Annotated in this window: 11 protein-coding genes; 8 read left to right on the forward strand and 3 right to left on the reverse strand. The window is 73.7% G+C overall.

Translation table 11 applies throughout. The features are described from left to right. The first annotated feature begins 1 nt into the window (after position 1). Positions 2 to 1447, forward strand: a complete 1446-nt coding sequence (locus BJ983_RS03975) for a multicopper oxidase domain-containing protein (RefSeq protein WP_179792621.1) — start codon at positions 2 to 4, stop codon at positions 1445 to 1447. A 90-nt stretch (positions 1448 to 1537) separates the two neighbouring features. Here the strand turns inward: BJ983_RS03975 and BJ983_RS03980 are convergent, their stop codons facing one another. Then, positions 1538 to 3319 carry an MFS transporter gene (locus tag BJ983_RS03980; RefSeq protein WP_343053700.1) on the reverse strand — a complete coding sequence of 594 codons (1782 nt, stop codon included), beginning with the start codon at positions 3317 to 3319 and terminating at the stop codon, positions 1538 to 1540. Between the two features lie 93 nt (positions 3320 to 3412). On the opposite strand from BJ983_RS03980, the gene BJ983_RS03985 reads away from it, so the two are divergent. Continuing rightward, positions 3413 to 5236, forward strand: a complete 1824-nt coding sequence (locus tag BJ983_RS03985) for an NAD(P)-binding domain-containing protein (protein WP_179792622.1) — start codon at positions 3413 to 3415, stop codon at positions 5234 to 5236. A gap of 122 nt (positions 5237 to 5358) precedes the next feature. After that, a complete protein-coding gene (locus BJ983_RS03990) occupies positions 5359 to 6327 on the forward strand; it encodes an aldo/keto reductase (RefSeq protein ID WP_179792623.1) in 969 nt (322 codons plus the stop codon). Positions 6328 to 6398: 71 nt separating this feature from the next. Here the strand turns inward: BJ983_RS03990 and BJ983_RS03995 are convergent, their stop codons facing one another. Continuing rightward, a complete protein-coding gene (locus tag BJ983_RS03995) occupies positions 6399 to 7208 on the reverse strand; it encodes a class I SAM-dependent methyltransferase (RefSeq protein WP_218890094.1) in 810 nt (269 codons plus the stop codon). 70 nt (positions 7209 to 7278) lie between these two features. Beyond that, on the reverse strand, positions 7279 to 8904 hold the full coding sequence (locus BJ983_RS04000) for a pectate lyase family protein (RefSeq protein WP_179792624.1): 1626 nt from the start codon (positions 8902 to 8904) through the stop codon (positions 7279 to 7281). Positions 8905 to 9333: 429 nt separating this feature from the next. On the opposite strand from BJ983_RS04000, the gene BJ983_RS04005 reads away from it, so the two are divergent. The 5 genes from BJ983_RS04005 to BJ983_RS04025 are packed head-to-tail and all read left to right on the forward strand — an operon-like array spanning position 9334 to position 15100. Then, positions 9334 to 10926: a sugar transferase gene (locus tag BJ983_RS04005; RefSeq protein WP_343053702.1), complete on the forward strand. Its 1593-nt coding sequence runs from the start codon at positions 9334 to 9336 to the stop codon at positions 10924 to 10926. Between the two features lie 31 nt (positions 10927 to 10957). Continuing rightward, positions 10958 to 12283, forward strand: coding sequence for a glycosyltransferase family 4 protein (locus tag BJ983_RS04010; RefSeq protein ID WP_179792626.1), 1326 nt, complete (start codon positions 10958 to 10960; stop codon positions 12281 to 12283). Beyond that, positions 12280 to 12849, forward strand: a complete 570-nt coding sequence (locus BJ983_RS04015; protein WP_218890096.1) for an LbetaH domain-containing protein — start codon at positions 12280 to 12282, stop codon at positions 12847 to 12849. The genes BJ983_RS04010 and BJ983_RS04015 overlap by 4 nt, the downstream gene beginning before the upstream one ends. Then, entirely contained in the window at positions 12846 to 14393 is a 1548-nt protein-coding gene (locus BJ983_RS04020; protein ID WP_179792627.1) for a hypothetical protein, read from the forward strand. Before BJ983_RS04015 ends, BJ983_RS04020 begins: the two co-directional genes overlap by 4 nt. Then, a complete protein-coding gene (locus BJ983_RS04025) occupies positions 14390 to 15100 on the forward strand; it encodes an acyltransferase (protein WP_179792628.1) in 711 nt (236 codons plus the stop codon). The genes BJ983_RS04020 and BJ983_RS04025 overlap by 4 nt, the downstream gene beginning before the upstream one ends. The last annotated feature ends 27 nt before the right edge of the window (positions 15101 to 15127 follow it).

Consider the following 15127-nt stretch of genomic DNA (forward strand, 5'->3'; position numbering starts at 1 on the left):
GGTGCTCACCGGGACCGCGCCCGCGCCGGCGGTCGCCCCGCGCCGACGACGCCCCCGTCGCCGGACGGTCGTGGCGCTGCTCGCCACGCTCGCGGTCCTCGCCCCCGTCGTCTGGTTCTGGGCGGCGAGCCTGTCGCCGGCCAGCTGGTCGGCCACCGGGATGGGCGTTCCGGACGACGGGGGCGGTCCGCCCCTCATGGCGGACCATGACGGGGCGGGGCGTCCGGTCGACACCCTCCGGCTGCCCGCGGACGTCCCCGTCGACGTCCCGGTGACCCTGGTGGCCCGCGCCGAGGGGGCCGGGTACACGCTGAACGGCCGCACTCCTGGGCCGGAGATCCGGGCCGTGGCGGGCCAGGTGGTGTCCGTGCGGCTGGTGAACGAGAACGTGGCGCGGGGGATCACGCTGCACTGGCACGGCGTGGACGTGCCGAACGGGGACGACGGCGTCGCGGGCGTCACCCAGGACGCGGTGCTCCCGGGCGGCGAGTTCGTCTACCGGTTCCGGGCCGAGCAGGTGGGGACGTACTGGTACCACTCGCACCAGGTCGCCGACGAGCAGGTGAAGGGCGGGCTGTTCGGGTCCCTCGTCGTGGAGCCGCCCGGGGGCGTGGGCCCCGACGCGACGGCCCTCGTGCACCTGTTCGGCGGCCGACGCACCGTGAACGGGACGCCGGGGGACCTCGCCGTGCCCGCCGCACCCGGGAGCACGGTGCGGGTCCGGCTCACCAACACCGACGACGGGCCGATGCGCGCGTGGTCCGCCGCGCCCTACCGCGTGCTCGCGGTCGACGGGACCGACGTGCAGGCGCCCACCCCGGTCGTCGGGGCCGCCGTGCCGATCACCGCAGGCGGGCGTGCCGACCTGGAGGTGGTGGCGCCCGCGCGCATCGGGCTCGGGGGAGCGGCGGTGGTCGTCGGCGGGGGCGGTGCGCCCGCACCCGTCCCGACGACGACGGTGGACCTGCTCTCCTACGGCGCCCCGGCCCCGCTGGGCTTCGACCCGAGCACGCCGAACCGGGTCTTCGACTACGCGATCGGCCGCCGTCCCGGCTTCATCGGTGGCGTGCCCGGGCTCTACTGGACGATCAACGGCGGGATGTACCCCGACGTGCCGATGTTCCTGGTGCGCGAGGGCGACGTGGTGCGGATGCGGATCAGCAACACCTCAGGCGAGGTGCACCCCATGCACCTGCACGGACACCACGCGGTGGTCCTCGCCCGCGACGGGGTCCCGGCGTCGGGGAGCCCGTGGTGGATCGACTCGCTGGACGTGCCCGACGGCGCGACGTTCGACATCGCGTTCGTGGCCGACAACCCCGGCGTGTGGATGGACCACTGCCACAACCTGGCCCACCCGAAGCAGGGCCTCGTCGCGCACCTGATGTACGAGGGCGTCAGTACGCCCTACCGCGCCGGCCGGGACACCCCGAACGACCCGGAGTAGGCCGTTCGGCGGCACCCCGGTTCCGAGCGAGCGGCACTCTCGCAGCCTCTATGTGCGCGAAAGTGCCGCTCGTTCAGAAGGCAGGGGGCGTCAGGCGTTCACGTCCCGGGCCACGGCGAACTCCGGCGCGGCCACCCGGACCCGCTCGGCGAACGGGCGGCGGCCGGCCGCGGAGACGACGAGCAGGTAGTCCCCGGCGCGCGGCACCTCGAAGTGGTAGCGCCCGCCGTCGGTGCGGGTGGTGCCGACCTGCGTGCCGGTGAGGGCGTCGATGAGCGTCACGGTGCCGTCGACCGGTGCCGCGCCGTCGAGCACCCGGCCGGACAGGCCCGGCGCCGCGGCACGGCGGTCGTCGGCGGCCACGGGGATCGTCCCGGTCGGCGCGTCGACCGCGTCCGGTCCGCCCCAGGAGGAGCCGGACTCCAGTTCGCGCGGGGCGGGCCCGGAGTCGGCGACCGTCGCGTGGGGCCGCCCCGCGGGCACCAGCAGCCCGCACACGACGGCCGCGACCACGAAGATCGCCGACGCGACGAGGAACGCCCGGTCGTACCCGGCCAGCGCTGCGGCGCGCGGCGCGAGGCCGACGCCGAGGGCGGTGGCGGTGCCGGCGATCGAGGACAGCAGCGCCGTCCCCACCGAGCCACCGACCTGCTGCATCGTGTTGACCGTCGCCGACGCCACGCCCGCGTCCTGCGGGTCGACGCCGAGGGTCGCGGTGTTGATCGAGGTGGACATCGCGGTGCCCATGCCCAGGCCCATGAGGATCAGCGGCCCGAGCAGACCGCTCACGTACGTCGAACCCGGTGAGAGCTGCGAGAACCAGAACAGGGCGCCCGCCCCGAGCAGCAGGCCCACGAAGATCAGCGGCTTCGGGCCGACCCGGGGGAGCACGATCGCCGGGACGGTCGTCGACGCCGTCATGATCGAGGCGACCATGGGCAGGAACGCCACGCCGGTGAGCACCGGGGAGAGCCCGAGCTCGGTCTGCATCACGTAGGCGAGGAAGAGCGAGAGGCCGAACATCCCCGTCGTCAGGACGAGGATCGTGAGGTAGGAGCCGCCGCGGTAGCGGTCGAGCAGCACGCGCAGGGGCAGCAGCGGCGCGGCGCGCACCCGCTGGACGGCGACGAACACCGCCAGCAGGACCACCCCCGCCGTCAGGAAGGCGTAGACCGGCCAGGAGCCCCAGCCGTCGGTCTCCGCGGTGGCGAACCCGAAGACGACGCCGAAGAGGCCGGCCGAGGCGAGGACGGTGCCGACGAGGTCGAGGCGGGGCCGCTCGCCCGAGGGGTGCGCGGGCATCAGCAGCAGGGCGCCGACCAGGGCGATCACCGCGAACACCACGTTGACGTACATGCACCAGCGCCAGTCGGCGTACTCGGTGAGCGTCCCGCCGAGCAGCAGCCCGATGGCCGCGCCGGAGCCGGCGAGCGCGGAGAACACGCCGAAGGCGCGGGCGCGGTCGCGGCCGGCGGGGAAGGTCGTCGTGAGCAGCGACAGCGCGGCGGGCGCGAGCACCGCGCCGAACACGCCCTGCAGGGCCCGGGCCGCGACGAGCAGGCCGAAGCCGGGGGCGAGCCCGCCGAGCACCGAGGCGACCGCGAATCCGATCAGCCCGACGACGAAGGCGGCCTTGCGCCCGAACAGGTCGGAGAGGCGCCCGCCGAGCAGGAGCAGGCTGCCGAAGGCGAGGGCGTAGGCCGTGACCACCCACTGGCGCTGGGCGTCGGAGAACCCGAGGTCGGCCTGCGCGGACGGCAGCGCGATGTTCACGATCGAGTTGTCGAGGATGACCATGAGCTGGGCGACGCCGATCACGGCGAGGATCCACCAGCGGCGGGGTGGGGCTGCGGTCGCGGTCGCCTGGGTCACAGTGCGCGCAACAACGTTGCAACCCTTGCCCCTACCGGGGCACCTGCGTGACCGTGGTCACCCCACCACTGGCAACACGAGAAGAGGTGCCGCGTGACGCAGACCCTGGATCGCCCCGGGAGCGAGGTGGCCGACCGCGTCGAGGCATGGGTGTCGGCGTTCCAGGACGCCCTGACCGCGCGCGACGTCAGCGCCGCGACGTCGCTGTTCGCCGACGAGTGCTACTGGCGCGACCTGGTGTCCTTCACCTGGAACATCGCCACCGTCGAGGGCACCGACGAGGTCGCCGACCTGCTGGGGAGCGTGCTCGACCGGATCGACCCGACGAACTTCGCCGTCGACGGCGAGCCCACCTCGGCCGACGGCGTCGACGAGGCGTGGCTGACGTTCGAGACGGCGGTCGGGCGCGGGACCGGGCACGTCCGCCTGAAGGGCGGCAAGGCCTGGACCCTGCTCACCACGCTCGACGAGCTCAAGGGCTACGAGGAGAACAAGCGCGAGCGTCGTCCCTTCGGCACGGAGCACGGCGCGAACCCCGCGCGCGTGACGTGGAAGGAGTCGCGCGAGCAGGAGGCCGAGGAGCTCGGCTACGACCGTCAGCCCGAGGTCGTCATCATCGGCGGCGGGCAGGGCGGCATCGCCCTCGCGGCGCGGCTGCGTCAGCTCGGCGTCCCCGCCATCGTCATCGAGCGCAACGAGCGGCCGGGCGACTCCTGGCGCAAGCGCTACAAGAGCCTCGCCCTGCACGACCCGGTCTGGTACGACCACCTGCCCTACATCCCGTTCCCCGAGAACTGGCCGGTCTTCGCGCCCAAGGACAAGCTCGGCGACTGGCTCGAGATGTACACGCGGGTCATGGAGATCAACTACTGGGGCTCGACGTCCGCGCAGTCCGCGGAGTTCGACGAGGCCGAGGGCCGCTGGACCGTGAAGGTCACCCGCGACCGCGGGAACGGGCCCGAGGAGGTCGTCCTGCGGCCGCGCCAGCTGGTGTTCGCCATGGGCGTCTCCGGCAAGCCGAACAAGGTCGAGTTCCCCGGCATGGACACGTTCCGCGGGACGATCCAGCACTCGTCCGAACACTCCGGCCCGCAGGGCTACGAGGGCAAGAAGATCGTCGTGATCGGGTCGAACAACTCGGCCTTCGACATCTGCGGGGCGGCCTGGGAGGCCGGCGCCGACGTGACGATGGTGCAGCGCAGCTCCACCCACATCATCAAGTCGGACACCCTGATGGAGCTCGGCCTCGGATCGCTCTACTCCGAGGAGGCCGTGGCTAACGGGATCGACACCCGCACCGCCGACCTCGTGTTCGCCTCGCTGCCGTACCGGATCATGGCCGACTTCCAGCGGCCCGCCTACGACGAGGCGAAGGTCCGCGACAAGGAGTTCTACGACCAGCTCCGCGAGGCCGGCTTCGACCTCGACTTCGGCGACGACGAGTCCGGCCTGTTCATGAAGTACCTGCGCCGCGGCTCGGGCTACTACATCGACGTGGGCGCCGCGCAGCTCGTGGCCGAGGGCAAGGTGAAGCTCGCCAAGGGTCAGGTGAAGGAGTTCACCGCCGACGGCGTGACCCTGGAGGACGGCACGCACCTCGAGGCCGACCTCGTCGTCCTCGCGACCGGGTACCGCTCGATGATCACCTCGGTCGCGGACATCATCGGCGAGGAGATGGCCACGCGGGTCGGGAAGGTGTGGGGCCTCGGCTCGGACACCACGAAGGACCCGGGTCCGTGGGAGGGCGAGCAGCGCAACATGTGGAAGCCCACCCAGCAGCCGAACCTGTGGTTCCACGGCGGCAACCTGCACCAGTCGCGGCACTACTCGCTCTACCTGGCGCTGCAGCTCAAGGCCCGCCAGGAGGGGCTGGACACGACCGTCTACAAGCTCCAGCCCTCGCACCACCAGGAGTAGGCCCCGAACCGAACGAACGGCACTTCCGCGCACATCGATGCTGCGGAAGTGCCGTTCGTGCGTTTCCGGGCGCCTTCCCGACGGCGGGTGCGCCGGCTCGGGAGCGCGGGTAGTCGTGGGGCATGGAGTACACGAAACTCGGGTCGACCGGCCTGGACGTCTCCCGCATCTGCCTCGGCACCATGAGCTACGGCGTGCCGAACGACCGCTGGAAGTGGGCGCTGCCCCAGGACGAGGCGAAGCCGTTCTTCTCGGCCGCGCTCGAGGCCGGCATCAACTTCTTCGACACCGCCGACGTCTACTCGCAGGGGACGTCGGAGGAGATCACCGGCCGCTGGCTGAACGAGATGGCCGACCGCGACGAGATCGTGGTCGCGACGAAGGTCTTCAACCGGATGCGGCCCGGTCCGAACGGCGCCGGCCTCTCGCGCAAGGCGATCCTCACCGGCATCGACCACTCGCTGCGCCGCCTCGGCATGGACTACGTGGACCTCTACCAGATCCACCGGTTCGACCCCGAGACGCCGTTGGAGGAGACGCTCGAGGCGCTGCACGACGTCGTGCGCTCGGGCAAGGCCCGCTACATCGGCGCGTCGTCGATGTTCGCCTGGCAGTTCGCGAAGGCCCTGCACCTGCAGGACGCGAACGGCTGGGCCCGCTTCGTGACGATGCAGAACCACCACAACCTGCTCTACCGCGAGGAGGAGCGGGAGATGAACCCGCTCTGCGCGGACGAGGGTGTCGGCACGATCCCGTGGAGCCCGCTCGCGCGCGGCAAGCTGACCCGGGACTGGGACGAGACCACCACGCGCGGCGACACCGACGAGTTCGGCAGGACGCTCTACCGCGACTCCGACCGCCACATCGTCGAGAAGGTGGCGGAGATCGGCGAGAAGCGCGGGGTGAGCCGGGCGCAGGTGGCGCTCGCGTGGCTGCTCGCCCAGCCCGTCGTCGACGCGCCGATCATCGGTGCGACGAAGCTGCACCACCTCGAGGAGGCGGTGGCCGCGGTCGACCTGCAGCTCGACGACCACGAGCTCACCGAGCTGTCGGAGAGCTACGAGCCGCGGGGGATCGCCGGGCACCGGTAGGTGAGCTCCGCTCCTGTGAGCACTAAGGGGGGCTATAGCCCCCCTTACTGCTCACCTGCGCGCAGCGCACCTCAGCGCCGACCCGTGGCCACGACGCCGAAGGTGTTCGGCCGGAGGACACGCTCGCCCAGGGTCTGCACCCAGCCGCCCTGGGTGGAGAAGTAGCGGTGCACGTCGACGTCGGCGAAGGACCGGCCGAGCAGGAGGGCGATCGCGTCCTCGTCGACGCCGTCGCGCACCACGTGGTACTCGGACATGTCCGAGGGGCTCGACTCGTCGTAGACGCCGCGCACCCGGCGCGTGAGCGTGCGGAAGCCACGGGCGAGCTCGCCCTCGGTGACCCGCCACGCCAGGGTCGCGGCCCGCGACAGCGCGACGCTCGTGCGGGACTGGCGCGGGTAGTAGAGCGGGTCCTGGAACGTGACGATCGCGCCGCCGGGCGCGACGATGCGGACGGCCTCCTCGAGGGAGGCGAGGTAGTCGGGGATGTGGTGCAGGACGGCCATGTAGACGACCAGGTCGACCTCGCCGTGGACGTCGAGCCGGCCGTCGAGGTCGTGGTGGACCTGCACCCGCGGGTTGTGCCGGAACCGAGCGGCGATCGACCGGGCGCTCGGGCCGCTCATCTCCGTGACCACGACCTCGGCCCCGGCGGACACCATCGTCTCGGTGAACCCGCCGTGCCCGGCGCCGACCTCGATCACCCGCGGCGGGCGCCCGAGCCGGTCGGCCAGCTCGGTGACCACGGCGTTGAGCGTGTCGCGCATCCACTTGTTGAGGTAGGCGTGCCGCAGGTGGGGCGAGCCGGAGAGGTAGTCGTGGCCGTCGCCGTGGACGGCCTCCTGCAGGTCGTGCATCGGCACGACGGTCTCGGTCGTCATGTGGGCCGCATCGCCATCGGCACGGCGGCCGTTAGGCCGATCGGAGCAGACTCACCCGCGCGGGTGACGGTCAGACCTGCACGCTGGTGCAGCCGCTCGGCGCCTGCCCCGGCGGGGTCCACGACGCCGTGGTCCGGTCCCCGACGATGCGGGTGACACGCACGTCGCGCCCGGTGGCGACGTGGAACCCCTGCCCGGCGGGGGCGCCCGACGAGGCCTGGTCGAGGTTCAGCGTGACGCCCACCGGGTCCGACGTCCGGGGGTCGGGCCAGCCCACGACGCCGTAGGCGTACATCCCCGGGCGGGTGCGGACGAGCAGGGCGAGCGACAGGTCGCGCGGCGGATTGGCCGGGGCCTGAGAGTCGACGATCGCCCACACCGCCTGCTGCGGCCCGCTGCCCTGGTGGGTGAGCGCACCCGAGAAGCTGACCTTCCCGGTGCTGATGTTGAGGGCGCGCCGGTTCGCGGTGTCTGCCGACGAGATCGTCACCTGGATCCCGGTGAGGGTGAGGCCGTAGCACTGCTCGCCGATGTCGACCGCGTCGGCGTCCACGCCCACGCTGTTCGCGGCGGGCGGGGCCCAGGTCCCCGAGACCTCCCGGACGGTGCTGGTGTGCCCGGAGTGCTTGAGCTCGATCATCCGGGAGCTGAACCGGCCGTTGACCCGCTCGATCGTCGAGAGCACGAGGGCGTTGAACCCGAGCATGTTCTCGCCGACGACCACGAGGTCGTGGAACCAGCCGCGCCAGACACCGTTGCGGGCGGTGAAGCCGGCGGAGTCGAGCCACAGCCGGCCGACCTCGATGTCCTGGCACAGCGACCAGGGACAGCGCATGAAGTAGTCGGCGCCGTCGTTCACACACAGGGTCGGGCCGTCGAGCACCGTGGGGTCGCCCGACGAGGCCACGATCGTCCACGGCACGGGGAGCTCGAGGCCGACGACACCGGTGCCCGCGTTGTAGGAGGTGACCCGGTTCCACTGCTGCGCGTCGTAGATGACGGCCTCACGGTTGACCATCGGGTCGTTGTCGCAGCGCACCATGACCACGTCGCCGACCTTCAGGGGCACCGAGCCGAGCGCCTGCGTCAGCCGGACCGACGTCGCGCCCGCCGTGATCGGGGCGAGCGTGCGGGTGGCCCACGAGATGCCCGCCTGCCCGGTGGCGAAGGCGGCCGGGTGGATGTCGCCGATCTGGAAGCTGTGCGCCTGGGCGAAGTCGTAGTCGGTGCTGCGGGTGCGGACGTTGCGCAGCACCGCGGTGGGGGAGACCCCGGCGGCGCCCGCCCCGAGGTGGCGCTGGTGGGCGCGCACGACGATCGCCTGCGAGTGCAGGTAGGTGCCGGCCGGGTAGAAGACGCCGGCCCGGCCCGAGTCGGTGGCCTTCTGGATGGCCGCGCCGTCGAGCTCGTCGGAGAGGCTCCGGGCGGCGGGGAAGGCGCGCTGCGCGTCGGCGAGGGTGGCGTACCGCGTCGAGAGCGGGCGCGACCCACCGTCGCCGACCGCCCCGAAGTCGGTGACCACCGCGTAGCCCGCCTGACGGGCGGAGGCGACGGTCGTGGGGGTGCCGGCGCTGAACCCCGACGGCGGGGCAGGGAGCGACGCCGCGTCGGCGGAACCGGTGGCGGCGAGCATCCCGGCTCCCGCCAATCCGCCGACGGCCAGGAGCACCTCACGACGGCTCAACTCGGTTCCCATGGGCCCGGAGTAGCCCGGATGCCCGAGTGAGCGACGCCCGTCGGGGACGGTTCACCCCAAGGTGTCCGCGCGTCAGGGCGTCGTCGGAGGTCGAGCGGGTAGCGGCGGTAACGGCCGTTGCGGTCACCCCGGCGGGTGAACTCGCACGATCGGATCGCGCACAACATCACGGCAGGCGAGTGCTCCTCTGCCCACCCCCGTCGTGCCCTATCGGGTGAATCCCGGGGCTTCCGCGACAGTCCTGCGGCGCTCGATCGTCGGCTCCGGACGGCAGGTCCCGGGACCGTCGAAAACCACCGATGTCACCGTCCGTGATCGACTTTCGTCGCCCTCGGCGTTGCTCCATCGGCTGTAGCGCCTACGGCCGACCGGGCGATGCCAGCTCTGAGACGCAACGAGGGTTGCGACGACGAGACGAGGTGTTCACCGGTGACGACCACGGGCGGCCCGCAGGCGGCCGGCGACGAGGCGGCTCCACGGGTGCTGCTCACCGCGGCGGACACGGTCCCGACGGCGGACGCGGTCCCGACAGCGGGTTCGGTCCCGACGGCGGGTGCGGTGCGGGACCACGGTGCGGTCCCGGGGCGGGACCCGCTCACGGGCACGACCGGGAGCCGGGGCGTCGACGCGGTCCGCCGCGTGCGGCGGTCCTGGGCGCGGCGGGTCCTCGTCGCCGACCTGCTCGCCGTCGCGCTCGTCGGTACCGCGGCCGCGGTGCTCCTGCCGGCCGACCCCACCGGACCGGTCGGGCACGTCGGCCCCACGCTGCTGGTCGTCGGGCTGGTCGCACTCCTCGGTGTCGCCCTCGCCGTCCGGCGCTGCTGGCACCCGCTGCTGGTCTGCTCGGGCGGCCTCGAGTACACCCGCGTGCTGCAGGCCGGCACCGGGGCGCTGCTCGTCCTCGCGCTCGGCCAGGTGGCCGTCCGCGACGACGGGCTCCGGCCCTGGACCCTGGCGGTCCTCCCCGCGGCGGTGCTCGCGGTGCTCGCGGTCCGCGGGGTGGCCCGGGCGCTGCTGCACCGGCGCCGGCGGCGGGGGATCGGCCTGACCGGCGTCCTGGCGGTCGGCTCGGAGGAGTCGGTCGAGGCCCTCGTGGCCCGGACCCGCCGGGCGCCGGAGCACGGCTGGACCGTGCTCGCCGCCTGCACCCCGGCCGGGGTCGGGACCTGTGCCGGTGTGCCCGTCGTCGGGGACCTCGACGACGTGGCCGAGCGGGTCCACGGCGTCGGCGCCGAGGTCGTCGCCGTGGCCGCCGCACCGGGCTGGTCCGGGCGCCGGCTGCACCGGCTGGCCTGGGAGCTCGAGGGCACCGACCTCGACCTCGTCGTCGACCCGGGGCTCATGGAGATCGCCGGGCCCCGCCTGCACGTCACCCCGGTCGACGGCCAGCCGATGATCCGGCTGACCCAGCCCACCTTCCGGGGCGCCGCCCGGGTCTCCAAGGCACTGCTCGACCGCGTCGTCGCCGTCGTCGCCGTCGTCGCGCTGGCCCCGGTGCTGCTCGGGGTCGCCCTCGCGATCCGGCTCGACGACCACGGGCCGGTCTTCTTCCGCCAGGAACGCGTCGGACGGCGTGGCCGCCCCTTCCGCATGATCAAGTTCCGCTCGATGGCGGTGGACGCCGAGGCCGTGCGGACCTCGCTGCGCTCCGACGACGCGGACGGCCCGCTGTTCAAGATGCGCGCCGACCCGCGCGTCACCCGGATCGGCGCGGTGCTGCGCCGCTACTCGCTCGACGAGCTGCCCCAGCTGCTCAACGTCGTCGGCGGCTCGATGTCGCTCGTCGGCCCGCGCCCGCCCCTGCCGAGCGAGGTCGTCGAGTACGCCGACGACGCCCGCCGGCGCCTGCTCGTCCGGCCCGGCATGACCGGCCTGTGGCAGGTCAGCGGCCGCAGCGACCTCTCCTGGGAGGAGACGGTGCGCCTCGACCTGCGCTACGTCGAGAACTGGTCGCCCGGACTCGACCTCCACATCCTCGCCCGCACCGTGACGGCCGTGCTCGCCGGCCGCGGCGCCTACTGACTCCCACACGACGAGACCGGGAACCCTCGCCATGAGCCTCTCCGTGCTGATCCTGGGCCTGAACTACGCCCCGGAGCCGACCGGCATCGCGCCCTACACCACCGGCACCGCCCGCTTCCTGGCCGACGCCGGGCACCACGTCCACGTCGTCACGGGCCTGCCGCACTACCCGCACTGGGAGATCGCGGCCGGGTACCGCCGCGCCCGCGGCGTGCTCCACGAGCGCGACGGCGACGTCCGCCTCACCCGCATCGCGCACCCCGTGCCCGCCGACCCCGGCGGCGCCGAGCGCATCCGCATGGAGGCCGCCTTCGCCGCCGGGGCGGCCCGCGCCCACCGGGGCGCGCGCCCCGACGTCGTGCTGGCGGTCAGCCCCGCGCTGCTCACCGTGGGCGCGGCCCTGCGCTGGCGCGCCCCGGGCCGCACCGCGGTCGGCGTCATCACCCAGGACCTCTACGGCCGGGCGATCGCGGAGACCGGCGCCCTCGGCGGGCGGGGCGCCCGCGCCGCCGCGACCCTCGAGCGGGCGCTGCTGACCCGCGCCGACGGCGTCGTCGCGATCCACGAGAGCTTCCGGCGGTCGCTGGGCGAGCTCGGCGTCGAGAACCGTCGGATCACCACCATCCGCAACTGGAGCCACGTCAGCCCGGTCCGCGCCGGCGGGGCCGACCTGCTCGCGCTGCGCCGCCGGCGGGGCTGGCGTGACGACGAGGTGGTCGCCCTGCACGCCGGGAACATGGGCGCGAAGCAGGGCCTGGAGAACGTCGTCGAGGCGGCCCGCCTCGCCGACGCCACCGGCGCGGTCGTGCGCTTCGTCCTGCTCGGCACCGGCGCGCGCCGCGCGGCGCTCGAGGCGTACGGCGTCGGGGTCGAGCGCCTGCAGTTCCTCGACCCGCTGCCCGCCTCCGAGTTCGAGCTCGCGATGGCCGCCGCCGACGTCCTCGTCCTCAACGAGAAGCCCGGCGTCGAGGAGATGTGCGTGCCCTCCAAGCTCACCTCGTACTTCGCGGCCGGCCGGCCCGTGGTGGCGGCGACGAGCCCCCGTAGTGCGGCGAGCGCCGAGATCGAGGCCTCCGGCGGGGGCGTGCGGGTCGACCCGGGGACCCCCGAGGAGTTGCTCGGGGCCGTCCTGCGCTGCGGCCTCGACCCGGCGACGGCCGGCACGATGGGCCTGCGCGGACAGCTGTTCGCCCGCGACGCCCTCTCGGCCGTGGCCGCCCGCGGCGCCTACGTCGACTGGGTCGCCGACCTGGCCGCCGGGCGCGGCCGCCGCCGCCCGACCGCCCTCCCCACCCTCGCCGGCGCCTCCGAGGTCCCCACGGACGTCCGCGCGCTCGTCACCGAGGACGCGTCGTGACCGCGCGGCGGCTGCAGGACTTCACCGGCGCCGGCCACGACAAGGGCCGGTCGACGGGCTGGCAGGTGGCGTGGTGGGTCGTCTCGAACCTCGTGTTCCGGGCCTGGTGGTGCCCGGCCCGCGTGCGCCCGGTGATCCTGCGGGCCTTCGGCGCCCGCGTGGGTCGCGGGGTGAACATCCGCAACGGCGTCCGGGTGCACTGGCCCTGGAAGCTCGAGATCGGCGACCACTGCTGGATCGGCGAGGGCGCCTGGCTGCTCAACCTGGAGCCGATCCTGCTCGGCGACCAGGTGTGCGTGTCCCAGGAGGCCGTGCTGTGCACCGGCTCGCACCGGCGGCGCGACCCGGCGTTCGCCTACGACAACGCCCCCATCGTCGTCGGCGCCGGGGCGTGGGTCGCGCTGCGGGCGATCGTCCTGCGGGGCGTCGTGGTGCCCGCCGACGGCCTGGTCCCCGCCGGCACGGTGCTCGCCCGGACCTCCGCCCCCGTCGGGGACGCGGCGGTGCCCCGGCCCCGCGGGGCGCGGGACCACCGGGGCGTCCCGACGACGGGGGTGACCGCGTGAGCCTCGTGCTCGACCGTCCCGCGACGGCCGACGTGCCGCTCCCGCCCCCCGGTCCGCGCCGGCTCACCGGCCTGCAGTTCCTCCTCCCGCTGTTCTCCGTCACCGTCCTGCTGGCCGTCCCGGCGGCCGTCTTCGTCGCCCCCGTCGTCGCGCGCGGCTCCGTGTCGGTCGGCGTCGCGGCCGTCCTGTTCGCCGTGTCGGTCGTCTACTGCGCGCTGCGCCTCGGATCGCTGATGTGGGAGGCGGAGCCGCGCTGGGCCGTGCTCGGGCTGTGGATGTTCTCCTACGCCTGGCTCGCGGTCGCGGGGCTGACCCAGACCCTCGCCGGCGAGAACCCGCTGGGCTTCACGCTCGGCGACCTCGCCACCGAGCAGGCCGCGCTGCTGCTCGCCGGGCTGATCTGCTTCGACGTGGCGTCCCGGGTCCGCCCGCGGCGCGCCGGTGCCCTGCTGCCCGCCGCGCTCGACGCCCGGCTGCGCGGCCGCGTCCTCGACCCGACCCGGGTCCTGCTGCTCGGCGTGGTGGCCCTGGTCACCGCGCCGGTGCTGGTCGCGCTGCTCGGCGGGCCGGGGGTGCTGCTGTCCGACCGCCAGGCGGTCTTCGACCAGCTGTCGTCGTCGGGGCTCTACTCCTCGGCGTCGAACGCGACCGGCGGCATGGTCGCCGTGATCGGCAACGTCCTGCCGTTCGTGGCGCTGATCTGCCTGGTCAAGCTCCTCGCCGACGACCCGGAGCAGCGTCGTCGGGCCGAGGTGTGGGCGCTCGGCGCGGCGCTCGTCGCGCTCAACGCCCTGATGAACAACCCGCTCTCGAACCCGCGCTACTGGGCGTTCGCGATCGTGCTCGCGTTCTTCTTCTGCTGGCGCTTCTCCACCCGGCCGGCCGTGCTGACCACGTTCGTCACGCTGTTCACGCTCAGCTCGCTGATCATCTTCCCCTACCTCGACCACTTCCGGGTCTCCGAGGCGCAGATGAAGCAGTACGGGATCCGGACGCCGAGCTACTCGCAGCCGGTGGACTACGTGCTCGGCAAGACCGACTACGCCTCCATCTCCGACGTCGGCGTCGCCCTGCGCGTCGTCGACCACCACGGGCACACCCTCGGCCGGCAGCTGCTCGGCGCGGCCACCTTCTGGGTGCCGCGCTCGCTGTGGCCGGACAAGCCCGACAACACCGCGTTCCTCATCGCCGACGAGATCGGCTTCCCCAACCGCAACCTGGACTCCCCGCTGTGGGCCGAGGGTTACGTCGACTTCGGCTGGCTCGGCGCCTGCGGCCTGCTCGCGCTCGGCGGGCTGGCCGCCCGCCGGCTCGACGACGCCTTCGTCGCGCACCGCGGGGCCCGCACCCGGGTCGTGCCGCTCGTGGCCGTCGCGGCGCCCGTCATCGCCGGCTACGAGTTCATCCTCATCCGCGGCTCCCTGCTGCAGGCCATGGCCAGGATCGTCGTGCTCCTGGTGCTGCTCCTGCTGGTCTCCCGCGTTCCCCGCACCGCCGCCCGGCACGCCGCCGTGCGGTCCCACCTCACCGGGAGCCCCCAGTGACCCGTCCCGTCCGCGGCCCGCTCGCCCGTCGGCTGCACACCCTCGTCTGGCTGCTCCCCGCGTCGCCGATGAAGAACCGGCTGCTCCGCCGGTTCGGCCACGTCGTCGCCCGGAGCGCCTCGCTCGGCTCCTGCCTCGTCCCGTCCCTGGTGCACCTGCACGCGGGCGAACGTGCCTTCGTCGCGTCCGGCAACTTCATCCGCGGCGTCGCGGAGCTGGTGCTCGGCGACGACGCGATCATCGGGCCCTGGAACATCCTCACCGCCCACCCCGCCTTCCAGCACGAGGGCGAGAACGGGGTGCTGTGGATGGGCGCGCACGCCCTCATCACCAGCCGGCACAGCATCGACTGCTCCGGCACCGTCGTCCTCGGGGCCTTCTCCTCAATCGCCGGGCACGACACGCAGGTGCTGAGCCACGAGCTCGACTTCGACGGGCCGGCCCAGACCTGCGCGCACATCGAGATCGGTGACCACTCCTTCGTGGGAACGCGGTGCACCGTGCTGTCCGGTGCACGTCTCCCGGACCGGTCGGCCCTCGCGGCGGGCTCGGTGCTGCGTCGGGCACCGGTCGAGCACGCCGGGCTCTACACCGGCTCTCCGGCCCGCCACAAGCAGCTCCTCGACGGGGCGTGGTTCCACCGGCCCGTCGGACCGACCCGGTCGCTGCGCGACCACGCCGGGGTCCTGCTCCCCGGCGCCTTCTGACCTCCCCACCCCTCCACCCGACCCCAG

Origin of the sequence: Actinomycetospora corticicola (assembly GCF_013409505.1) — a bacterium.
Taxonomy (GTDB): domain Bacteria; phylum Actinomycetota; class Actinomycetes; order Mycobacteriales; family Pseudonocardiaceae; genus Actinomycetospora; species Actinomycetospora corticicola.

Bases quoted from the DNA above. Each gene is read 5' to 3' on its own strand.
- BJ983_RS03990 (WP_179792623.1), top strand. From the start codon at position 5,359: ATGGAGTACACGAAACTCGGGTCGACCGGCCTGGACGTCTCCCGCATC.
- BJ983_RS03995 (WP_218890094.1), bottom strand. From the start codon at position 7,208: ATGACGACCGAGACCGTCGTGCCGATGCACGACCTGCAGGAGGCCGTC.
- BJ983_RS04000 (WP_179792624.1), bottom strand. From the start codon at position 8,904: ATGGGAACCGAGTTGAGCCGTCGTGAGGTGCTCCTGGCCGTCGGCGGA.
- BJ983_RS04010 (WP_179792626.1), top strand. From the start codon at position 10,958: ATGAGCCTCTCCGTGCTGATCCTGGGCCTGAACTACGCCCCGGAGCCG.